23 protein-coding genes and 1 tRNA gene are annotated in these 22,854 nt (G+C 37.8%); 8 read left to right on the plus strand and 16 right to left on the minus strand.

Going from position 1 to position 22,854, the window contains the following annotated elements:
• Window positions 1–5: 5 nt before the first annotated feature.
• The 3 genes from AXA65_RS00285 to purB all read right to left on the minus strand — a co-directional run bounded on the left by AXA65_RS00285 (window position 6) and on the right by purB (window position 5,731).
• Entirely contained in the window at window positions 6–398 is a 393-nt protein-coding gene (locus tag AXA65_RS00285) for a hypothetical protein (RefSeq protein ID WP_063968140.1), read from the minus strand.
• Window positions 376–4,071, minus strand: coding sequence for a phosphoribosylformylglycinamidine synthase (locus AXA65_RS00290; RefSeq protein ID WP_063968141.1), 3,696 nt, complete (start codon window positions 4,069–4,071; stop codon window positions 376–378). Before AXA65_RS00290 ends, AXA65_RS00285 begins: the two co-directional genes overlap by 23 nt.
• A 232-nt stretch (window positions 4,072–4,303) precedes the next feature.
• A complete protein-coding gene (purB, locus tag AXA65_RS00295; RefSeq protein WP_063968142.1) occupies window positions 4,304–5,731 on the minus strand; it encodes an adenylosuccinate lyase in 1,428 nt (475 codons plus the stop codon).
• Window positions 5,732–5,885: 154 nt separating this feature from the next.
• Between purB and apaG the strand changes: the two genes are divergently transcribed.
• On the plus strand, window positions 5,886–6,269 hold the full coding sequence (gene apaG / locus AXA65_RS00300; protein ID WP_063968143.1) for a Co2+/Mg2+ efflux protein ApaG: 384 nt from the start codon (window positions 5,886–5,888) through the stop codon (window positions 6,267–6,269).
• Window positions 6,270–6,284: 15 nt separating this feature from the next.
• On the opposite strand, the gene AXA65_RS00305 is transcribed toward apaG, so the two are convergent.
• The 3 genes from AXA65_RS00305 to AXA65_RS00315 are packed head-to-tail and all read right to left on the minus strand — an operon-like array spanning window position 6,285 to window position 8,699.
• Window positions 6,285–6,839 carry a 3'-5' exonuclease gene (locus AXA65_RS00305; protein ID WP_063968144.1) on the minus strand — a complete coding sequence of 185 codons (555 nt, stop codon included), beginning with the start codon at window positions 6,837–6,839 and terminating at the stop codon, window positions 6,285–6,287.
• A gap of 6 nt (window positions 6,840–6,845) precedes the next feature.
• A complete protein-coding gene (locus AXA65_RS00310; protein WP_063968145.1) occupies window positions 6,846–7,820 on the minus strand; it encodes a glycosyltransferase family 2 protein in 975 nt (324 codons plus the stop codon).
• The gene (locus tag AXA65_RS00315) at window positions 7,821–8,699 is read right to left on the minus strand and encodes a lysophospholipid acyltransferase family protein (protein WP_063968146.1); all 879 of its coding nucleotides are present in this window, start codon (window positions 8,697–8,699) and stop codon (window positions 7,821–7,823) included.
• A gap of 84 nt (window positions 8,700–8,783) precedes the next feature.
• On the opposite strand from AXA65_RS00315, the gene AXA65_RS00320 reads away from it, so the two are divergent.
• The gene (locus tag AXA65_RS00320) at window positions 8,784–9,332 is read left to right on the plus strand and encodes a thioredoxin family protein (RefSeq protein WP_063968147.1); all 549 of its coding nucleotides are present in this window, start codon (window positions 8,784–8,786) and stop codon (window positions 9,330–9,332) included.
• A 73-nt stretch (window positions 9,333–9,405) separates the two neighbouring features.
• Here AXA65_RS00320 and rplI read toward each other — a convergent pair whose 3' ends face one another.
• From rplI to folP, 6 genes are all read right to left on the minus strand, one after another.
• The gene (rplI, locus tag AXA65_RS00325; protein WP_063968148.1) at window positions 9,406–9,924 is read right to left on the minus strand and encodes a 50S ribosomal protein L9; all 519 of its coding nucleotides are present in this window, start codon (window positions 9,922–9,924) and stop codon (window positions 9,406–9,408) included.
• Window positions 9,925–10,054: 130 nt separating this feature from the next.
• Complete coding sequence (gene rpsR, locus AXA65_RS00330; protein WP_028122362.1) at window positions 10,055–10,357, minus strand: 30S ribosomal protein S18; 303 nt, start codon at window positions 10,355–10,357, stop codon at window positions 10,055–10,057.
• Between the two features lie 27 nt (window positions 10,358–10,384).
• Window positions 10,385–10,726 (minus strand): 30S ribosomal protein S6, encoded by a 342-nt coding sequence (gene rpsF, locus AXA65_RS00335; protein ID WP_028122361.1) that lies wholly within the window; start codon window positions 10,724–10,726, stop codon window positions 10,385–10,387.
• 124 nt (window positions 10,727–10,850) lie between these two features.
• Window positions 10,851–12,380: a GEVED domain-containing protein gene (locus AXA65_RS00340; RefSeq protein WP_063968149.1), complete on the minus strand. Its 1,530-nt coding sequence runs from the start codon at window positions 12,378–12,380 to the stop codon at window positions 10,851–10,853.
• Between the two features lie 109 nt (window positions 12,381–12,489).
• Window positions 12,490–13,839 (minus strand): chloride channel protein, encoded by a 1,350-nt coding sequence (locus tag AXA65_RS00345; RefSeq protein WP_063968150.1) that lies wholly within the window; start codon window positions 13,837–13,839, stop codon window positions 12,490–12,492.
• A gap of 2 nt (window positions 13,840–13,841) precedes the next feature.
• A complete protein-coding gene (folP, locus tag AXA65_RS00350; protein WP_063968151.1) occupies window positions 13,842–14,675 on the minus strand; it encodes a dihydropteroate synthase in 834 nt (277 codons plus the stop codon).
• Window positions 14,676–14,800: 125 nt separating this feature from the next.
• On the opposite strand from folP, the gene AXA65_RS00355 reads away from it, so the two are divergent.
• From AXA65_RS00355 to AXA65_RS00380, 6 genes are all read left to right on the plus strand, one after another.
• Window positions 14,801–15,337, plus strand: a complete 537-nt coding sequence (locus AXA65_RS00355; protein WP_063968152.1) for a DUF1599 domain-containing protein — start codon at window positions 14,801–14,803, stop codon at window positions 15,335–15,337.
• Between the two features lie 14 nt (window positions 15,338–15,351).
• On the plus strand, window positions 15,352–16,428 hold the full coding sequence (locus AXA65_RS00360) for a BT_3928 family protein (protein WP_063968153.1): 1,077 nt from the start codon (window positions 15,352–15,354) through the stop codon (window positions 16,426–16,428).
• An 8-nt stretch (window positions 16,429–16,436) separates the two neighbouring features.
• Entirely contained in the window at window positions 16,437–16,787 is a 351-nt protein-coding gene (locus tag AXA65_RS00365; protein ID WP_063968154.1) for a TerB family tellurite resistance protein, read from the plus strand.
• A gap of 6 nt (window positions 16,788–16,793) precedes the next feature.
• The gene (tpiA, locus tag AXA65_RS00370; RefSeq protein ID WP_063968155.1) at window positions 16,794–17,555 is read left to right on the plus strand and encodes a triose-phosphate isomerase; all 762 of its coding nucleotides are present in this window, start codon (window positions 16,794–16,796) and stop codon (window positions 17,553–17,555) included.
• A gap of 248 nt (window positions 17,556–17,803) precedes the next feature.
• Window positions 17,804–18,214 carry a methylmalonyl-CoA epimerase gene (mce, locus tag AXA65_RS00375; RefSeq protein WP_063968156.1) on the plus strand — a complete coding sequence of 137 codons (411 nt, stop codon included), beginning with the start codon at window positions 17,804–17,806 and terminating at the stop codon, window positions 18,212–18,214.
• Between the two features lie 51 nt (window positions 18,215–18,265).
• Window positions 18,266–18,339 (plus strand) — tRNA-Ile (locus AXA65_RS00380).
• A 302-nt stretch (window positions 18,340–18,641) separates the two neighbouring features.
• On the opposite strand, the gene AXA65_RS00385 is transcribed toward AXA65_RS00380, so the two are convergent.
• The 4 genes from AXA65_RS00385 to AXA65_RS00395 are packed head-to-tail and all read right to left on the minus strand — an operon-like array spanning window position 18,642 to window position 22,736.
• On the minus strand, window positions 18,642–19,610 hold the full coding sequence (locus AXA65_RS00385) for a hypothetical protein (protein ID WP_063968157.1): 969 nt from the start codon (window positions 19,608–19,610) through the stop codon (window positions 18,642–18,644).
• On the minus strand, window positions 19,582–22,152 hold the full coding sequence (locus AXA65_RS00390) for a hypothetical protein (RefSeq protein ID WP_063968158.1): 2,571 nt from the start codon (window positions 22,150–22,152) through the stop codon (window positions 19,582–19,584). Before AXA65_RS00390 ends, AXA65_RS00385 begins: the two co-directional genes overlap by 29 nt.
• A gap of 23 nt (window positions 22,153–22,175) precedes the next feature.
• Window positions 22,176–22,316: a hypothetical protein gene (locus AXA65_RS19790; protein WP_165596547.1), complete on the minus strand. Its 141-nt coding sequence runs from the start codon at window positions 22,314–22,316 to the stop codon at window positions 22,176–22,178.
• 33 nt (window positions 22,317–22,349) lie between these two features.
• Window positions 22,350–22,736 carry a hypothetical protein gene (locus tag AXA65_RS00395; RefSeq protein WP_131797725.1) on the minus strand — a complete coding sequence of 129 codons (387 nt, stop codon included), beginning with the start codon at window positions 22,734–22,736 and terminating at the stop codon, window positions 22,350–22,352.
• Between the last annotated feature and the right edge of the window lie 118 nt (window positions 22,737–22,854).

Genomic DNA, 22,854 nt, shown 5'->3' on the forward strand with positions numbered 1-22,854 from the left:
TTAAATCAATCTAAAATTAAAGTAATGTTCTGATGCGATTCTAGAATCTCAATTAAGATTTCGAATAAGGTTTGTCCGTTTCCATCAATCAAATCATCCAGTTTTTGTTGTATCAATTCAACATTAAAAGGCTTTCCTTGCTTGATTTTGTTTTCGTAAAAAATTTTGGTCGCTTCAAAACCCAGATCCTGCTTTGATTTCTCAGATTCTCTCCAAATAATTTCACCTTCAAATCCATAAAGAATATCATCAAAACCATCCAAAGTCCCGACTTTCCAATCCGCATCTTTCATCAAGACATCAGAAACTTCTTCATAGAATCCTAATAAATCAGAAAAATGGCTGCCATTGATGACAGCCGATTTCTTGTTATTTTTATTTGAAGTATTCGACTCCATTTTTAAAGATGTTGTGATAATTCGCAGTTGGAATATTTTTCATCAAACCTTCTGCAAAACGTTCAGGATGTCCCATTCTGCCATAGATTTTTCCACACGGACTTGTGATTCCTTCTATTCCGAACAAAGAATTATTAGGATTGAAAGGCATTCCGTGAGCAACGTTTCCGTCTAAATCTAAATATTGAGTCGCAATCTGTCCGTTCTCATACAACTTCTGAATTTCCGCTTCTGAAGCCATAAAACGACCTTCACCATGAGAAATTGGAATAGTATAAACCTGGTCTTTCATTCCTTTCAACCAAGGCGATTCGTCGTTTAGAACTTTCACGTTGACCATCTGAGAAATATGTCTTCTGATTGCGTTGTGAGCCAAGGTCGGAGAATTTTCGTCCAAGTCCTTAATTCTTCCGTAAGGCAACAATCCTGACTTGACCAAAGCCTGAAAACCGTTACAGATTCCGATGATCATTCCGTCTCTGTCGAGTAATTCGTGAACAGCATTTCGCATTTTTTCGTTCTTCAGAACATTCACGATGAATTTCGCAGAACCATCCGGCTCATCACCCGCAGAGAAACCTCCTGAGAATGCTAAAATCTGTGACGTTTTGATTTCTTCTACCCACGCATCAATACTTTCGTCCAATAATTGGTGGTTGATATTGATCAAAGGCAAACTGCTTACAATTGCGCCTTCTTTTTGGAAAGCGTTCAGCGTATCGTATTCGCAATTTGTTCCCGGAAAAATCGGTGCAAATACTTTTGGCTGAGCGATTCCGTGTTTCTTGATGATGATATTTCTTGGGTTGATTGAGTTCAGTTTTGAATCTAATTCAACCACTATTTTTTCTCTTTCTACTGTTGAGAAAAGGTTTTCAAATGTATTGGTATTGGCTGCTAATAATTTTTCAATTGCAAATTCAGAGTCATTGATTTTAAGAACATTAGAATCTTTAACTTCTCCGATGAATTGAAGTGTTACAGTGCTTAATTCTTCTTTGGATTCGATGATTAAGCTGCCGACATTTTTCGTTAATAATGATTTTTCTTCAACTGTAATCTCAGCACCCAATCTATTTCCGAAACTCATTTTAGCTAGAGCAACTGCAACACCGCCTTCTTTCACGGTCTTCACAGAAACAATTTTGCCGGCTTTGATATTTTCAAAAATCAATTCAAAAACACTCTTTAAATTATCATAGTTTGGAAGTCCGTTTTCCTGTGGAATATGATTGAAGAAATAGATTTTATTTCCTGCATGTTTAAATTCCGGAGAGATTACATTTTTCTTTTCTCCATTAGCACAAGCGAAAGAAATCAACGTTGGCGGAACATTCAGATCCTGATACGTTCCACTCATCGAATCCTTACCTCCGATGGCTGCTAAACCAAGGTTAATCTGCGCATCATAAGCTCCCAAAAGAGAAGCCAGAGGCTTGCCCCATTTCTCAGGATTCTGACCTAATTTCTCAAAATATTCCTGAAAACTTAATCTTACATTTTTATAATCGCCACCCATCGCAACGATTTTTGCAACGCTTTCAACGACGGCATAAGATGCTCCCAATAACGAGTTTTGCTTTGAAATTTCAGCATCAAATCCCCAACTTGCAAAAGAAACTGTTTCAATATTTTTTGCACCTAAAATCGGTAAGGTTTGAGCGCTTCCCTCCATCAAAGTCTGCTGATATTTTCCACCCAAAGGCATCGCAACCGTAGTCGCACCGATGGATGAATCAAACATTTCTAACAAACCTTTTTGAGAAGCAACGTTTTTATCTGCAAGAATTTTTAAGAAATTCTCTTCGTTGAAAGTCTGAGTTTCTTCTTTCAATTCATTAAGATGCGTAATCTTAACTTCCTGACTTTTAGAACAACCGTTGGTATCCAGGAATTCTCTTGAAAGATCAACAATTTTATCGCCTTTCCAGAACATCTGCATTCTTCCGGAATCTGTCACTTTCGCCACTTCAACAGCGACAATATTTTCAGCTTCACAGAATTTGATGAACTGCTCTTTATCTTTTGGTTCAACCACAACCGCCATTCTTTCCTGAGATTCAGAAATGGCAAGCTCAGTTCCGTTCAAACCTTCATATTTTAAAGGTAAAACATCCAGATTAACTTCCAAAGAATCAGCGATTTCACCGATGGCTACAGAAACACCTCCAGCCCCAAAATCATTTGATTTCTTGATTAGTCTCGTCACTTCAGGATTTCTGAATAATCTCTGGATTTTACGTTCTTCAACGGCGTTTCCTTTCTGAACTTCAGAACTCATTGTGTGAATCGAAGTTTCGTCCTGTTCTTTCGAACTTCCGCTTGCTCCACCAACACCATCACGACCCGTTGCACCACCTAAAATGATGATAGAATCGCCAGCTTCAGGCTTTTCACGTCTTACCCAATCCACTGGAACGGCACCGGTAACGAAACCAACTTCCATTCTTTTTGCTTTGTAGCCTTCATCGTAGATTTCAGAAACCATGGTAGTTGCCAAACCAATTTGGTTACCATAAGAAGAATATCCGTTTGCCGCCTGTTTTGTGATTGTTTTTTGAGGTAACTTACCAGGTAACGTTTTATCAACAGATTCCAAAACATCAGCAGCACCCGTCAATCTCATCGCCTGGAATACGAAAGAACGTCCGGACAAAGGATCTCTGATCGCACCACCTAAACACGTTGAAGCACCTCCAAAAGGTTCAATTTCAGTTGGGTGATTGTGCGTTTCATTTTTGAATAATAAATACCACGGTTCTTTTTTACCATCATATTCAGCTTCGATCTGGATCGTACAGGCGTTGATTTCATCAGAAACCACCAAGTTATCCAGGTTACCTGTTTTATGGAAATATCTTCCGCAAACCGTTGCCAAATCCATTAAAGAGATCGGTTTCAATTCGCGTCCTAAGAATTTTCTTTTTTCGATATAATCATTGAAAATGGTTTCCAATGTATGTTTAAACTGTCCTTCAAACTCTATATTTGATAGTTCCGTTTCAAAAGTTGTGTGACGGCAATGATCACTCCAATACGTGTCTAAAACTTTCAGTTCAGTTTCTGTAGGATTTCTCTTCTCAGTTTTAAAATAGTCCTGAATGAATTTTAAATCATCCAAACCTAATGCAAAACCGTGTGAATTGTAAAAATCGTTAAGCTGTGAATCTGTAAAATCGTTAAAACCTTCATGAATCAAAACTTGTGACGGCGTTTCTTCTGCTGGAATATTTAAAATTGATAAATCTTTTTCTTGAGATTCCACCTTGTTGATGAGAAGATCTTTGATTTTTGTCAAATCAGATTCAGAAACACCTTCAAACTCGATGAGTTTACCGCTTCTTACTTTAGATTTCTCATTTTCAGTCAGCAAAGCAATACACTGTTGCGCAGAATCTGCACGTTGGTCGTATTGTCCGGGCAAAAATTCTAATGCGAAATAAACTCCTACTGCAGGATTTTCTTCGATTAAAATATCAGTAACCGGATCCACGAAAGTACTGTTGACTACCTTTTCGAACTCACCATCGTTCAAATTGAAAATATCGTACACATTGTACACTTTTACATTTTTGACCGACGGAACCACCGCTTTTACTTCATCAAAAATCTTTGGACTTTCTACATCGAAAATTCCTCTTTTTTCTACGAAAATTCTTTTGTTTTGAGACATTAGATGTCGGATATTTATTAGATTTATTTTAATTTTTTCTGAAATTTATTTTGGCATCGAATCTCTGCAGCCCGACTTGAACGGAGCTCTTTTGCCGCAACGAAGTGGAGGCAAAAAGCGGGAGTGGAAGGCGGATTAAGCTGCCCAAAAAATTAAATTTCAATGATCAATACTTTATTCAAACATTAATTGAACAAAGTAAAAAATGCAGCCCAAAAGACTGCATATCATTTTATACTTTGAGGTCAGACTCCAAACCGATCAACTCGTTGTTCACATCCAAAATTGGCTGAACTTCATTGGCAATGAATTCCTCCGTTTGAATTGGTGCAAAACCGATGAAGTTTTTCGGGTCAAGAACTTCTTTTAATTTTGATTTATCTAGCTTTAATGAGTCGTCATTCAGGATTCTTTCGATAAGGTCGTTTTCTTTACCTTCCTCTTTCACTTTTTTAGACGCTTCCATAGAATGAACTCTGATTACTTCGTGGATTTCCTGACGGTCACCACCAGCTTTCACCTCTTCCATAATAATGTATTCTGTCGCCATAAAAGGAAGTTCTTCCATAATATGCTTGTTGATCCTGTTTGGATAAACCACGATTCCATTCATGATGTTATTCCAGATCAGTAAGATTGCATCAACGGCTAAAAATGCCTGTGGAATTGTTAATCTCTTGTTTGCAGAATCGTCCAATGTTCTTTCAAACCATTGTGTTGAAGCTACCATTGCAGAACTTGTCGTCAAAGACATTACGTATTTTGCCAATGCTCCGATTCTTTCGCTTCTCATTGGGTTACGTTTGTAAGCCATTGCAGATGATCCGATTTGGTTTTTCTCGAATGGTTCTTCAATTTCTTTAAGATTTTGAAGAAGACGTAAATCGTTCGTGAATTTATGTGCAGATTGTGCAATATTTCCTAATAAAGCAACTACTTTCGCATCGATTTTTCTGTCGTAAGTTTGACCTGAAACGCCGAAAACTTTTTCGAAACCGAATCTTTTTGACAATTCTTTATCGAGATGTTTTACTTTAGAATAATCGCCATCGAAAAGTTCAAGAAAACTTGCAGCAGTTCCTGTAGTTCCTTTTACACCTCTGAAACGTAGAGTTTCCAAGAAGAAATCAAGTTCCTCGATATCAAGAACCAAACTCTGTAACCAAAGTGTTGCTCTTTTTCCAACGGTTGTCAACTGAGCTGGTTGGAAATGTGTGAAGCCTAAAGTTGGAAGGTCTTTGTATTGTATTGAAAAATCAGCAAGATTCTTCATCACATTGACCAATTTTTTCTTTATAATTAAAAGTCCATCACGGATTTGAATTAAATCAGTGTTGTCTCCTACAAATGCCGAAGTTGCGCCCAAATGGATAATTCCTTTTGCTGAAGGCGCCACATCACCATAAGTGTGAACGTGGGCCATGACATCATGACGGAATTTTTTCTCATATTCTGCAGCTATTTCGTAATCGATGTTTTCAACATTGGCTTTCAGTTCAGCGATCTGCTCGTCCGAGATTTCCAGACCTAGGTCTTTTTCGATTTCAGCAAGGGCTACCCAAAGTTTTCTCCAAGTGCGGAACTTGTTGTTGTGGGAAAAATTAAACAGCATCTCTTCACTGGAATAGCGCTCTTCCAATGGGTTTTTGTAGGAATTCATTTCTTTCTTTTTACTTTTTTAGATTAGACAAAATTAAGAAAATTAACCGATTGAATAAAATGAAATTAAAGATAGAATAAGGATTTAACCAAATTGTATTTTTTTAATCAAATGTTCGGCGAGATATTTGTATCAAAAAATTAAATCTAATAAAATGGTCTCAAAAAATACTTCTGAAATTAAAGTGACAGTCACTACTGAGTATGATAATTTCAACAGTTATCCCTCTGAAAACCGATTCGTTTTCCGTTATAATATTGAAATCGAAAATCTTGGGATCATTCCTGTCAAATTACTTTCGAGAAGATGGATGATATACGATCTTGGATTCGGATTTACCGAAGTTGAAGGTGCTGGCGTGATTGGCTTGACACCAGTTATCGAGAGCGGTGAAAAATTCAGTTACTTTTCAAATGTGATATTGAAATCCGGAGTTGGGAATATGGAAGGGCATTACGTTTTTGAAAATCCTGAGAAAGAGACTTTCAATGTAGGAATTCCGAAGTTTAATTTGGTGTCTGAGGTGTTGAGTAACTAGATCTGAAACTTGATTTTACAGAAATTTGATCTTCTTACTGAAAACTTCTTTGATCTCGTCATTTCTGGAAATCATCAATCTTTCAAAACTTAATAACGAAATTTTCGCACAAACTTCTGCGTCGGCATCTGCCCTGTGGTGATTGAAGTTGATCTGATGTTGTTCCGCCAGACTTTTCAATCCATAACTTTTTAGATTTTTCCAAGCTTTCTTAGCAACTCCAATGCTGCATAAGTAATTTATTTTTGGCGTGAAGAATCCATAATGATCGAGGCAACCACGTAAAACGCCTGCATCAAAAGATGCGTTGTGAGCGATCATCAAATTTCCATACATCAAGTTTTCTATTTCGTGCCAAATATCTGCAAAAGTAGGAGAGTTGCGAACATCCTCAGGATTAATGCCGTGGACTGCAATATTGTGATAATTGAAATATGGATAAGAAGGTGGTTTTATAAGCCAAGATCTGGTTTCCTTTATCACACCATCTTCCACGATGCAAATCCCCAATTCGCAAGCTGAGTTTTTTTCGTGGGTCGCAGTTTCGAAATCTAAGGCGATGAAGTTCATTTATAATTATTTTTTCGAGCCTAAAAAATGTTTGAACATCAACCATTTGGTCTGATAATACGGATCTATCTGATGTTTTTGTCTTAGTTGAATCGACTTTGGAAGTTGGATGTAAAAATAAACGTGTGCTTTGAGAACTGCCCAAAGAAATCGCCATCCGTTTTTGTAAGCCAAATAAAATGCTGCATATCCATCGAGATGTAATCTGAAAAATAGAATGAAAAATACTTTTGATGACGGAAGGTTCTTCAGCATCATCGATAGATTATTTCTAAAATTGAGATATGTTTTCACCGGATTTTCTTTCTTCAAAGTTCCGCCACCAACATGATAAACGGTAGATTTTCCGGTATAATAGATTTTTCTTCCAGCATTTTTCAAGCGCCAGCAAAGGTCGATCTCTTCCTGATGCGCAAAGAATCTCTCATCAAAACCATTCATATTCCAAAAATCTTCAGAACGTATAAATAATGAACAACCTGAAGCCCAGAAAATCTCGGTCTCATCGTTATATTGTCCGTTATCAAATTCTATATTTTCGAAAATCCTTCCTCTGCAGTAAGGATAACCCAAATTATCTATCATTCCACCACCAGCACCCGCAAATTCGAATTTATCCTTATGATTGTAATCCAGAATTTTTGGTTGGATCGCAGCGATATCTTGATTCTCGGAAAATAGTTTTTTGATTGGAATGATCCAATTCTCCGTGACTTCCACATCAGAATTCAATAAACAAAAAATATCAGCTTTGATGGATTTCAAACCTTGATTATAACCTGCAGCAAAACCCGAATTATTTTGATTCTGAACGATTTTAACTTCAGGGAAATTTGATTTTAAAAATTGAATAGAATCGTCGGTTGACGCATTATCAATGACGTAAATCTCTGCTTCTTGGGAATATTGAATCACTGAAGGCAGAAATTTTTCCAGCCATTTTTTTCCATTCCAATTAAGTATAGCTATAGCAACTGTCATCTATGCCTCGTAGTTTTTGATAGAATCTTTGTACTTCCATCTTCTGTGTGACCAGAGCCAATTGTCTGGCCTTTTATTAATGGTGTTCTCTAATAATCTATGGAATTTTTTCACTACCTCGTGTTCTACAAATTTTTCGCCATCAGGATAGATCCTGTGGTAATTCACTTGGTAAAATCCGCGTTTTACTTTCTTCATCTCACAGTAGATAAAAACCATATCTATCCTCGTAGAAAGTTTATCATAGCCAACAAATGCAGGCGTCTTTTGATTCAAAAAATTAAGACCAAAGTTTACCGAATGCACATTTGGCGTTTGATCGGCGACAAACATATAAATAGAGTTACCATCATTAGGATTTCTGAAAATATGTTTGATGACCTCATTAGCTTCCAAAGATTGATTGTTGAACCTATTTCGAATCATTTTGATCTTCTTCTCCCAAAAAATATTACTCATCTTTCGATAAACAGGGAAGCTTTGATTCTGAGGTACAATTGTTGTCAGCGCGTTGAACCATTCCCAATTGAAAACATGACCAGAAAGTAATATGATATTTTTACCTTCCGCTTTTGCTTTATGAAAAAGATCTTGGTTCAGATGCTGCATTCTTACTCTAGACTCTGTTTCGCTTATGGTAAAAGCTTTTAACATCTCAGCTAGATAATCACAAAAATTGGAGAAGAATTTTTTAGAAATGTCTTTTATTTCCTGATCAGATTTATCCGGAAAAGAATTTTTCAGGTTTTCCAAAACCTCTTTTTTTCTATAACCGACAATATAATAATTAATGAAAAACATGATATCTGAAAATACATATAATATTTTCAGTGGTAATCTTGAAATAAGTAATAATATGCTGAATAGAAATTGATTCAAACTATTGTGTTTATTGGCAAATATACTGAAAATGGCGGGATATTTGCTTAAATTTGATGTTGTAAAATCAATATTTATTTGGAAATGAAAAGAACAATCATAAAGTCGTTTTTAGTAGGAAGCATTGTTGCATTTAATGCCGTGAATGCGCAAACCACGGAAACTCCACTTACGAAAGAACAACTTGAAGCAAAAAAGAAAGCGGCAAGAGAAGAAGTTGCCAAGTTACCAAAACCCTATCATCCTGAAGCTAATGCAAACATAGATATCCAAAATGTTGTAAAACTTGCTAAAAAGGAACACAAAAATGTTGTGATACAGGCAGGTGGCAACTGGTGTATCTGGTGTTTGAGATTCAATAATTATGTACAGCAAACGCCAGAACTTAAAAAGTTGGTGGACGACAATTACATCTATTACCACTTGAACTGGTCGCCAGAGAATAAGAATGAAAAGACTTTTGCCAGCTATGGAAATCCTGGAGAGAAATTTGGTTATCCTGTTTTCATCATTTTGGATGAGAATGGAAAACAGATCCACACACAAGACAGTTCAGTTTTGGAAGAGGGTAGCGGCTATAGCCTGGAGAAGCTAAAAGAATTCTTCAATGCTTGGAAGTCGAAGAAATCTTAGAAACAACTTGATTTAATAAAAAAAACCACTTCAAAATCGAAGTGGTTTTTTTATGTTTTTTGAAAACTTGTGATTAAGCTTCTTCAGAAGGAGTTTCTTCTTCAACTTTAGCTTTTGGAGCAGCCGGTTTAGGAGCTTCTACTGGAGCATCAGAAACGATAGCGAAATCGAAGTTGTACTCAACATTTCTGTGAAGTCTGATAAGAGCAGTTACTGTACCAGTTCTCTTGATCGTGTTTCCAGGAATTTTGATGTATTTTTTATCAACACTTACACCAGCTTTTGCTAAAGCAGCAGCAAGGTCAGCATTGTTGATAGAACCGAATAATCTGTCACCAGAACCTACTTTTGCAGGAATAGTGATAGAAGTCTTCTTCAACTGATCAACTACAGCGTTAGCAGCAGCAACCAATTTAGCTTCTTCTTCTTTTCTAGATTCCAAAGTAGCTTCTAGAGCTGCTTTGTTTTTAGGTGTTGCCAAAAGAGCAAAACCTTGAGGTAGTAAAAAGTTACGAGCGTAACCTGGTTTTACATTTACTGTATCGAACTCAAGTCCTAAGTTCTCTACGTCTTGTTTTAGGATAATTTCCATTGTTGTTGTCCGTTTTAGAGTTCCGAGTTCCGGGTTTTATGTTCCGGGTTTCTCATCACTTCGTTAGAATTTAATATTAATTCAGCAACAAAAGAAGCAGGCGGACCTACTTCCTTTATTTATTTTTGTCTTATTTCAAAAGATCTGCTACGTAAGGCATCAAAGAAAGATGTCTTGCTCTTTTGATAGCTGCAGATACTTTTCTCTGATATTTAAGAGAAGTTCCTGTATATCTTCTTGGTAAGATCTTACCTTGTTCGTTTACAAATTGTAAAAGGAAGTCAGCATCTTTGTAATCTACGTGCTTAATTCCAAATTTTTTGAATCTACAGTACTTTTTATCAGTTTTTGTGTTGATATCAAGTGGAGTAAGAAATTTTACTTCAGATTCACCTCCAGCAGAGGCTTGTTTTGCCATATCATCTATTGCCATGATTTTAAAATTTTAAAAGGTTAATAATTAAGCTTTAGCAGATTTGATTTTGCTTCTTCTTGTTACTGCATAATCGATAGCGTGTTTGTCAAGTTTAGTCGTTAGGTAACGAATCACTCTCTCATCACGTTTGAAAGCAGTTTCTAGGTCTGCAACTACAGTTCCTTCTCCTTTGAATTCGATCAGTGTGTAAAAACCATTCTTTTTCAATTGAATAGGATAAGCTAATTTCTTAAGTCCCCAATTTTCTTTGGCAACGATTTCGCAATTGTTTGAAGTCAATAGATCTTCAAATTTTTTCACTGCTTCCTCCACCTGAGCATCAGATAGAACGGGAGTTAAAATGAAAACAGTTTCGTAATTGTTCATAATGTTAATTTATTAATTAAAAATTCGAGTTGCAAAAGTACAACTTTTTTCTAAACTACAAACACTCAGTATAAAAAAAATCCCGTCAAATTATGACGGGATTAAATTTGATTTGTAAGAAAAATTATTTCTTGATCACTTTTGAAGAAGTGGTGGAGCCATCTTCCATTGTAGTAGTAACAATGTAAACTCCAGAATTAAATCTGCTGAAATCGATTTGAGATTTAGCTTCATTAATATCTTTTACGAATAGTTGCTTACCGGTAACATCATAAACTTTCACATTTTTGATTTTACCTTGAGCTTCGATATTATAAATGTCTCTCACTGGGTTAGGATATGCTTTGATACCATTTTTAGAAACATCAGAAACAGCTAGTGCGCCAATATTCAAGGTGTAATCCTCAACTTGTCCGTAAGAAGAAGTACCACAAGGCGTAAGGTTTGCCCCTAAAGAAGAATCGTGTAGTCTCACTCTCATTCTTGTAGAACCGATAGTCGCAGTTGCAGGGATAGTGATAGAGCCTGTCCAAGGTGACATTTGGGTTGGAGTCACTAATACTTGTTCTCCAGCATCATTGAAATCCTTATCACCGTTAAGGTCTATCCAAACTAGTACTTGGTCAGAGTTAAAAGATGTACCTGAGAATGTAGCTGTGAAGTTATAGGTCTGGCCTGCTGTAACGTTTCCTGTTACACTTGTGAAATCCTCATAACCTGCAGTAGTTGTAGAAGTGTTGTTGATATCTGCAAATGTCACAGCAGATATTTTTTCAAAACTAGTGGATGTTGCACCGGCTGTACAATATGTTGGAGCTGTAGTCGTGAAGGAGTAAACTGTACATCCTGTCGCAGAGCCAGCCGTATTTTTAGGAACAACCTTCCAATAGTAAGTGGATGATGGGTCTAAGTTTGTAGCTGTGTAACTTGTTGTAGTAACATTTGTCACCAACGTTGTCGGGTCTGGATTCTTATCTAAGTACACATCGTATGAATCCAAAGAGCTACCGCCTGCTGGTGCTGTCCAAGTAAGTGTATTGGTAAAGTAGGCGACATTGGTTGCGCCATTTGCAGGTGCAGTTAAAGTTGCGCAATCAGGAGCAGTGCTTGCTGGTTTTTGTACCTTAACATTGTCAAGGTATAGAGCGGCTCCATCTGCTCCAACATATTGGAAAGCAATTTTCACATTGGCATTTCCTGCGTAAGAAGATAAGTTTACACTTACAGGATTCATCACCCAATTGGTAAATGTTCCTAGGTCGACTTCTGACCAAACCTGGGTCCAAGTGACACCATTGTCTGTAGAGACTTTGATAAAAGCATCATAGTTGTCTTCCGGGTTTACAGACCAATAATAACTTAGCCCGATAGTGGCTGTCAGGGTGTAGGTTGTACTGGCGCTGAAATCAAGACTTGGCGTTATGAGCCACTCATCTTGAGCGGCTGTGGATTCATCATAATTCACAGTTGCCTTCAAGTCTGTCCCTGCAAGAGGATCTTCGACATGCCAAGTCTCAACTGCATTTGATTGATTGACTGTCCAAGAAGCTGGCAAGCTTCCACTTTGAAAGTCTTCCGAGAGCAAAACGTTACTTTGCGAAAACCCGAAAACGGGGATTGAAAGTAGCACTAATCTTAGTAGATTTTTTTTCATAAGACATAAAATTTTTTGGTTCATTTCAAAATTATAAAAAAAAACCAAACAAACGTTAAATATTTGCGATTTTAACACTTATTTATTGAAAAAAATATTTAATACGAATCTATTTGTGTTTTATTATGTCATTAATGAAATTCGTTTTGAGTGATTCGTAAAGAGAATTTCGGCTTATCAGAACAGAGAAGATCGAGGACATCATGCCGGCTAGCATCAGATGAAATATCAATGAATGTCTGTCCGTCATTTCCAAGACCAAAATAGCAGAGGTGAATGGCGCTCTCGTAATTCCTGTGAGAAAGGCGACCATTCCCGCAAGGATCAATACATTGGTTTCATTGTCCGTCAGATTCATAATGCCTGCAAATACACTTCCTATCGTTGCACCAGTCGATAATGCAGGAGCAAAGATGCCGCCTGCGCCACCAGATGTGAAAGCTAAAGCTGGCCCCAACATTCTTAGTATTGGAACATACCAGGCCTCGATCTTATCATCACTGAAAAGAACTCTTTCTATGATGTCTTTTCCTGAACCGAGAATATCCCTATTGATAAAGAACGCGATGGAAGCTATGATCAATGCGGAAATAACGAGGAAAATAATATTGGAGAGGTCACTTTTAAGTTTTTTCTTCAACCTATTGATCTTCAACATGGCAACAGAAAGCTGACTGCTAAGGATTCCCGAGATCCCTGAAACGAAAATTATTGGAAACATGATCCATAACGTGACGTCATTCGTTTTCGGATAAGCGAGATAGAGATAAGATCCCGCAAGAGACTGAGCGGTGAGTCCGGCGATAATAACTGCCGTGAACAAAGCTGTTTTGAAATAATTGATATGGGTTTTTGATAATTCCTCCACAGCGAAAACTATTCCGCCCAAAGGTGTGTTGAAAGCTGCAGAGAGACCAGCTGCAGCTCCGGTAAGTATCATGTTTTTCTTCGAAATCTTTGGCCACCATGCTGGTAAGAACTCATAGACCTTTCGGAAAATAGAGCCTGCAATCTGTATCGTTGGCCCTTCTCGCCCTATCGCGCCACCACTGGAAACTAAAACAAAACTTGAGACTATCTTGATAATGATGATCCGTAAACTCAACAATTTATGAATAAGATGATTGTCTTTAGGATTTGCAAGGTCTACCGCAGCCATCACTTGCGGGATTCCGCTACCTTTGGCATAAGGGGCGTATTTTTTGACCAGCCACCAGGAAAGTACAAAGCCCACTGGTGCTATGATGAAGATCATCCACAGATTCCAGTTTAGAATTCTATTTAATGTATGTTCGCCCAATGCGAAGATCTGGGCGTACAAAACTGCAACAATTCCTGTAATGATAGAGCCAATCCAAAAAGGAACGGCCTGAAGCAGGTTTTCTTTCAAGCGCTCATTTCTGATGTTGTCAAAAGACCTTTTTAAAATTTTCCTAATGAATAAGTAAACTTTTCTCATATTCAGAGCTTCAGGGTTTGTGGGTCGTGCAATCGGATAATGTTTGCGCCTTTTTCTATTAGTTTTAAATGCAGGTCCAATGTTTCTTTTTCGACTTCATTTGCCAATTTTCCAAGTGGCTTGTAGATGAATGATTTCTTAGAGATCCCTGCCAAAACTGGATATTTTCCAAATCCTACATATTCAAATTCATCGATCATTTTGTACTGATCTTCCACTGTTTTTCCGAAACCGAAACCAGGATCCAATATAATGTCTTTGATCCCCTTTTGTTTTAATTCCAATATTTTCTCAGAGAAAAATCGATTGATCGAGAGGATGATGTCATCAAACCTAATTTTCTCATGCATTGATCCATAAGTTGGATTGATGTGCATTAATATATAAGGCAAACCTGTTTCTGCAACCGTATTTAATAATTCAGGATCAAATTGTCCAGCAGAAATGTCATTCACGATATCAATTCCTTCATCATGACCAAATCTCACAACATCAGAATAAAAAGTGTCAAGCGAAATCAAACTTTCCGGAAATTCTTTTTTAATCAATGAAATAATGTTTCCAATTCTTCTGATCTCCTCATCCACTTTCAAATATTCGGAATTTGGTCGGGTAGATTGCGCGCCAATATCAATAATTGTTGCCCCGTTTTTTAATAAATTTTCAGCTTGTTGTAAAGCTGATTTTTCATTGTTAAATTTCCCACCGTCAGAAAAAGAATCTGGAGTCAGATTCAGGATTCCCATTAGTTTCGGCTTCGACAGATCAATCAATCGGCCGTTGCAATTGATAGAAAATAATTTGGAATTAGCGGAATTAGTAAAAGAAAAATTCATTGAACAAAAATAGATATTTCAATGATAAGTGGTGAGTGATAATTGACCCAGGAAAATCAAAAACTGAGAAGCATCAATTTTTAACTTTCAACTAAATTTGTATCTTTGAACCAATAGACAGATTTATGCCCAATACATCCGCGCAATTTGACAGCGTTATCACGATTTGCAGAGACTTATTTCAGAAAAAGATGAAGGATTATGGAACCGCGTGGCGCGTTCTACGTCCAAGTTCTATCACGGACCAGATCTACATCAAAGTCAATAGAATCCGTACTCTGCAGATGACCGATGTGAAAATGGTGGACGAAAGTGAGGAGGACGAGTTTATCGCAATCATCAATTATTCGATCATCGGGTTGATCCAGTTGGAGAAAGGTTTTTCTGATGAGATCAATGCTGATGAGGAAGAAACCATGAAACTTTACAATTTCTACGCTCAAAAAGCAAAGGAACTGATGGAACGCAAAAACCACGATTACGGTGAAGCTTGGCGTGAAATGAGAATCTCATCCATCACGGATCTGATCTATCAAAAAGTACTTAGAACCAAACAGATAGAAGATAACAATGGAGCAACTCTAGTATCAGAAGGATTGGATGCCAATTATTTTGATATGCTCAATTATGCGGTCTTTTGTTTGATTAAATTTAAACATTAATAGCTGAAAAAACTATGAAAACAATTTTACGCTACATCGTATCCATCATATTCATCGCTTCCGGATTTGTGAAAGCAGTGGACCTCAAGGGATTTTCTTTCAAGTTGGAAGAGTACTTTTCGCCTATCGTTTTTGATTTGCCTTTCCTCGAAAAATACGCTTTGACATTTTCAATCATTGTGGTTTTGCTGGAGCTTATTTTAGGTTTTATGTTATTAATGAAAATCAAACTGAAAGAAACGATTTATGCTTTGATCGCACTTTGTGTTTTCTTTGGATTTTTGACGTTTTATTCAGCTTATTTTGATGTGGTGACAGATTGTGGCTGTTTCGGAGATGCTTTGAAATTCACGCCTTGGCAATCGTTCTGGAAAGACATTACACTTTTAGTTTTATTAATAATCCTGGCAGTTCTATATAGAGAGAGAGAAGAGAATGAGGAAGTGAGATTTGGAAAATTACCGCTGTTGGGCGTTTTCATTTTGATCATGTTTTTCGTGATGTACCGAGGCATTTTCCACGAGCCAATGATAGATTTCCGTGCGTACGCCATCGGGACAGATCTGGCGGCTGAGAAAGTAAAGATCGCTAAAGATCCTTCTGAGTATAAGAGTTTTTATTCGTTGAAGAACAGTAAAACCAACGAGGTCAAAAAAGTAGACCAGGATGAATATATCAATAAAGAATATTGGAAAGATACCTCTTGGCAGATCGAAGAAGGAAAAACAACTACGGAGCTAACGAAGAAAGGTTATGAATCCGAAATTTCAAAATTCAAAATTGAAGATGCTAACGGAAATCCAATAACAGACGAGATACTAAAAGAACAAAGAGTTGTCATAGTCTTCACCTACAAACCGAAAGAAGCAGACTTGGAATTAGTCAAAAAAACCGAAACGAAGGCCTTGACAGAAAAAGCCAAAGTGATCGGTGTGAGCACACAACCCAATTTCTACAAACAGATCCCTAGTTATTTGATGGATGAGATCGCCATCAAAACCATTGCTAGAAGCAATCCTTTTGTTTTAGTTTTGGAAAAAGGAAAAGTGGTTGAGAAATCAAGTGCCAAAGATTACCTAGAAAAAGAATAATTTATATAATGAGAAAATCAAATAAACCAATCGCAGGTTATCATCTATTGATGATCTTGTCCGCCGTAGATGGAATCATAAAACCAGAAGAAGGACTTAAAGTTCAGGAATACATGACAGAGGAATTTCCGTTCCGTCTCAATCTGGACGACGAGTTGGAGATCATCGCGCAATTGACGTCTGACCAATGGCAAGACCACTTCGAGTTTCACGCCAAATGTTTCGAAGAAGATTCTACCGAAAAAGAAAGAAAAGACTTCATCCAATTTGCAAAATCACTTATCAAAGCTGATAATAAAGTGACTGATGACGAGCACAAATTTTACATCCTTCTAAAAAACCTTTGGAATATAAAATAATATAAAATGAGAAAAAACATTGTTGCAGGAAACTGGAAAATGAACAAGACGTATGCTGAAGCTCAGGAATTGATGGCTCAGCTGTTAGAGTACAAAAAAAATAACACGACGAACTGCGAGGTTTTCATCGCACCGCCAGCATTGTATCTTGCTGCTGCTAAGGAAGTCTTCAAAAATGGGGAAGTGGGTGTTTACGCTCAGGACGTTTCAGAATATGCGAGTGGCGCTTACACAGGCGAGATCTCTGTGGATATGCTGGCTTCTATCGATGCAGACGGAAGTTTGGTGTCGCACTCCGAGAGAAGAACTTTCCACGGCGAAACCGACAGCCACGCCAACAGAAAGGTAAAGGCTCTTTTGGACAAAGGCCTTACGCCAATCTATTGCAACGGTGAAAAGTTGGAAGAGAGAAAGTCCGGAAGACATTTCGAAGTGGTGAAAAACCAAACCGAAACCGCTCTTTTCACTTTATCCGCTGAGGAGATCAAAAAAGTAGTGATTGCTTATGAACCAGTTTGGGCGATTGGAACCGGCGAAACAGCCACTGCGGAGCAAGCGCAGGAAGTTCATGCCTACATCAGAAGCCTGATCGCTGACAAGTACGGGAAAGAAGTTGCGGATGAAATTTCCATCCTTTACGGTGGAAGTGTGAAGCCAGACAACGCCAAAGAGATCTTCTCCCAACCAGACGTTGACGGAGGTTTGATCGGCGGCGCAGCCCTTAAGATAGAAGACTTTGCAAAGATCATCGAAGGATTTAATTCTTAATCAAATAAAAATATGCTTTGTCAAAGTTCTGTTCACTACAGTTCTTTGACAAAGTTTTTTTTGGAGCTTGATCCCGCTATCCGTTGCAATCTTTTTTGCATCACGCTTAGTTATCTTAAAAGATAGGGAAGTCCACGCAAAAAAGGATTTCCACTACTATCGGGGCTAGGGATTTTTTCATCCAATCAAATTTTGTCAATTAAATTTTTATTTAGACAAATATTTTTTCAGAATTCAACCATACAATCATGAAAATAGAACACCTTGGCATCGCTGTGAAATCTCTTTCGGATTCAGATGATCTGTTTGCCCGCCTTTTGGGTAGATCAAATTACAAACAAGAATCTGTAGAGAGAGAAGGCGTCACCACCTCTTTTTACGAACTTGGAGAAAGCAAAATAGAACTTCTGGAAGCCACAAATCCCGAAAGTCCCATTGCCAAATTCCTCGATAAAAAAGGGGAAGGAATCCATCATATCGCGTTTGGTGTAGAAAATATCCAAACCGAGATAGAAAGATTGAAAAAAGAAGGATTTATTTTCATCTCCGAAGAACCCAAACAAGGTGCTGATAACAAATTAGTTGTCTTCCTCCACCCCAAATCCACCAATGGTGTCTTGGTAGAATTATGTCAAGAAAAACCCTTAAATGTTTTGTAGATAAAGAAATTTTGCTATTTTTGCACACACAAAATCTAACCAATTTTATGCGGTCCTATAGCTCAGCTGGTTAGAGTCCCTGACTCATAATCAGGTTGTCCCTGGTTCGAGCCCAGGTGGGACCACAACAAAACCCTTGAATACGCTGATATTCAAGGGTTTATTTTTTATAGGGGGCTGTAGTTTCATACTCAAATTGTGGTCATCAAACAACTTTAAATAAAAGTCTTAAACAAATATGCATTTTTTATAAATTGATGTCTGGTCTTGGACCCATAACCGAAGATATATCGAAACATTTGGTGGAAGATTTAGAAAGAATCTCACAATTATCAGTAATGAATAATTAAACCTTTTTTACATTTTTATACTTGCAGTTATCGGCAAAAAAATATGTTTTTTCCTATGTTATAAGTGATTTTTGGAGTTAAATAACATTATAATAATACATATCCTTTAATACATTCGTTTCTTCCTCAATCCATAGATCTTCTTTAATGAGTTTGGTTATTATTTCTTGTTCTTTGGATGAGAATACCTTTTTATCTAACCCAGAGAAAGGAACTTTGTAGTTCCATCTGCTATTGTGTTTAAAGGAATCTGATGGAAGGTATTGGTGTGGGAATGGAGGCGTCAGGATTTTGATTTCAACGTCTCGGTTTTTTAGTTTGCTCTTTATGCGTTGGAATATTTCCAATCCATGAAAATCCCAGTCGCAACTGTAATAAATGGGGTATGCTAGTTCCATTTCATCATTATCGTCTAAAATTGCAATGTTGTTTCCGCCTACATGCCATAGCTTCACTTCTAGTTCTTTAGCGTTCCACGGCTGTTTGAGGAAGGATTTATTTTCACAGAGTATAATGGCTTTTGGGGTGGGGTAATCAACAACTAGTCTGTACTGTAAATCTTTTGACGTTTGCGGGAATGCATCTATTTCCAGTATTTTCAGTACTGCGTTGCGAACGCTGTCTTTAAATTTCAAATATTTTGAGCCTGCATAGTCGAAAATTTTGCCTGAAAAGTCCTCTATGTTTGCGAGGTTACCTCTGAGCTCGTTTCTGCTTTCGTATATGACCATCAAGGTACGGATATCTTCTTCGGTGAAATTTTTACCACCGTCTGGTCGAATGCCTACCTTATTAAGAAAGTTGTAATAGTATTGGTAAGCGGATTGAAAATTGGCTTCGTAATATTCTTCATAACCTTCGCCTGCAACCAGAACATTGCTATTGCCTTTTTTTTGGGCAATCAGGTCAGTTTGTGTCATTAAGTAACGGATATAATCTACCTGCTGAATTTTTGCTGTTGATTTCTTTTTTTCATACAGATCATTTAACGCTTTTAATACGGGCCATGTAAAATCCTTACTCTGTAGTTTCTTCAAAGATTTCATTGATATTTTCTGTTAATTGTCCTCTGTTAAATATGCCTAATGGTGGCACATAGGTCAAGCCATTAGCATCTTTATTGTCGTGCATGATATAGATATATTGTCCTTCGTCATTAATGTCGCCTGCAGTTTCGATGGACATGGTAACGATTTGGTACTGTTCCTTTTTTGCTAGTTTATGCAGCATTTCGTAGTTGCTTCCCAAATCTTCCGCTTCATCAATCGGCATAATTCGTATTCCAGTGCGGTCTTCTTCTTCTATAAGCGATAGCCTGGCAAGGCAGAGCAGTGCATTAGCGGTATAGGTTTGTCCATTGCTTCCTGAGTTTTTTTGTCCGTCTTGCTTGATTTCAAAAAGGAGATCAAAATAGGAGCGTGGGTTGAGCAGGTCGTTTACGGTAGCTTCTCTTGTTCCGTTTGCTTCGCGGAATACACTAATCATGATGTCATCAATGTCTTGTTTGTTATTTATTGCAAACAGACCTGTCTCCTGCATTTCGTTAGTAAGTCTTTTTCTGAAAACCTTCATCCAATCGTCGGGATATCCAGTAGCCGGCGCATGTTGTAGTGTCGCATAATTTGCTCCTGTAATCTTATTTTTTGACAAGTAGTCGCTTATTTTATGGACTTTGGTCAGGTATCCGTTATAGATTGTATTTAACTCTTTAAAAGTGTTGTGTAGAATTTCTATTTTTCTGGAGCCAATACGTTGCAAATCGTTCGTAAGTTCGGTAAGTCTCTTTTCAATCTGTTCACCAGTAAGTTCTTCTTGTATTTGTTGCGTAGGGAAAACGGTTGGCAATAACTTGTTGGCGAGCACACCTACTGAATAGTCTTTTAAGATGGTCTTGTCTTCTATTTCTTCAGACGCGGCGTCGTAAGTGGCTTTGAACTTGCTGTAGGCATCCGTGCTCGGTGTTTCTGCAGGCTGTTGTTCTATTTTGATCAAATCCTGCTCGGCGATAAAATCACATTGGTGTTCTCCTGCAAATTTTATTTTTGCTTCATTGAGTTTTAAAATACTCGCATTGTGGTTGTTTTGGTACTGTTCAAATCGCGTTTTAGTTCCTGTGTGTTCCGTATCAATGGTGTTATGCATTTCGTAAAGCGTATTGATGGGCGGATTGGATTTAAACATGTCATCTTCTATTTTATGAATTTTTGGAAGAGCTATTTTTTCGGTAGTTAGAAGATTTTCTAAATCTGTCTCAAAATGAAGAAGCTGGCTTTCTCCAGTCTTTGTCAAATGGTCAAAGTCGATTGAACCATATTGTTTGGCCATATAGCTTTCAATCTGGTCAATTTTTTCCTGATTGCCACTGTTCAGCTGCTGGCTGTTGCTATCCTTGGCAAAAGCCTTATTATGGGCGTCGTTACGGTTTTTATAGTTTGTTAGATGTTGTTCGGCATCTTGAAAAATGGATAGGTATCTTTCCAGTTCTGTAGTTGTAAGTTCTGCAATTTCGTCGATTTTGGTAAACAGTTCCTCCTCACTGGTTTTGTAAAGGGAAATTACATTTTCTAATGCGGGATAGCTTTCCAGTTTTTCTTTTAGATTTTTTAGATTTTGTTCTTGTTGTTTTAGGTCTTGAAGCTTTTGGTTTAAGGCTTCGAGTGGTTCTCTACCGAGTTTGATCTGGTCAGCAGGTACGTTGAGATATTGTTTGGATACATTGCTTATAAATTCGTGGATGCCGTTTAATTCCAGCCAAAATCCATTGTCGTTTGCTTTGAAAGTAAGCGGTTCTTTGAATAGTTTTTTGGGAAAGGGGAGGTAGCGTTCTTTTGGCGGATTGGGCGTTGTTCGCGATAGGTGTTGAAAATGTATGAGCAGGCTTTCTTGCTCAATCGCAAGAGGCAAATCGAGGTGCTTTATTGCCCAATGGGCCAGTGACGCTGGATTGTCCAAATCCGAAAAAACAAGTTGTGTTTCCAGCTTGCTGATCTTTTCTTCAAAATCCGTCAATTTTTGCGATGTCATTTTTCCTGCGGTTGCATAGTCATTGTGCCAATCTGATTGTTCAAATTGCTGCTGCAGTTTGTTTTCTGTAAGGAACTTTTCGAATGCTTTTAGGTTATCTGTGTCTGTTACTTTAGAGCGTTCATCCTTATGCCATTGTCTGATGGCATCTGCATCTTCTCGGTCTTCGGCAAGCCAGCTTGTTACCTTATTTATGCTGTCTTTGTATTTGGTGCTTTCATCCAGCAGTTTTTTGGCTTGTTGCCATTCTATTTCGAATCCTTCTTTTTCCTGCTCTGTATTTTTGTTGTTTTTTTTTAATTCCGAATGGATTTTATGCTGGTCTTTGATGTCGGTTAGTTTAACATTGGTCAATTTCTTTTTGGTCAAGAGCCTTTTGATCAGAGTGATTTGGTAATCTTGTGCGGATTGTGCAAGTTTTCCAGCAATAAGCTCGTTTTCACGATACCAGAAGCTGACGTTTTCCAGACTGAATTGTTTCTTCAGCTGACTGCAGGTGTTGAATACATGCAACACCTGTTCTATTTTTTGCTCCTTGCTTCTAATGGTGGCTATTTCTTCCATTAGGCGGTGGTGCTGTTGCTGGTCTACATTAATGTTTTGTACTTCTTCTCGGTATTTGTCAACAAGCTGTTTGTGGTCGCTGTCTCCAAATAGGAATGTTTTGAGAACGTCTGAATCGGTAAAGAAGCCCTTTCCTCTGGAGAAGGCTCGTATAATTGCGGCATAGCTTTTCAGGCTTTGGTGGTTTTGGCTAAGGTCTACGGCGAGTATACCGTTGTTAAAAAGAGGTGGTGGTATTTTTTATTGTTTACTCCTTTGAGGTAGCCTTTTTCCGAAAATCTTTTTTCCAGATTTTCCAGCGTTTCGATTTGTCCATCGAGTAGCAGGTCTTTGTAGAATACGGGCTCATTCATGGGTAGGAGCGTTTCGTCAAAATCGTAGCCAGCCTGTATGATGAAAAACTGCATCTGGGAACTGGTAGTGTCCAGATAGCCTCCCAAGGTAATGTACTTGCGGGATTGTATTTCGATGTTGATGAAAATATATCCACGCCCGTATTTGCCACCGCCATTTTTTAGGACAAGACCGCTTGTATCCCTATTGCTTACGCCTTCTGTTCCCGATTTGAATACACGGGAGCCCACTAAAAGCAGTTGGATAAAGTCGGCAATAAGGATCTTTCCACTACCGCTTTCGCCACTAAAATCGGTACGGAAGTCATTAAATCGGTAGTCGCTGTTAAAGTGCTGCCTGATGTTGAGG

The organism is Chryseobacterium sp. FP211-J200, assembly GCF_001643375.1.
Lineage (GTDB): Bacteria > Bacteroidota > Bacteroidia > Flavobacteriales > Weeksellaceae > Epilithonimonas > Epilithonimonas ginsengisoli.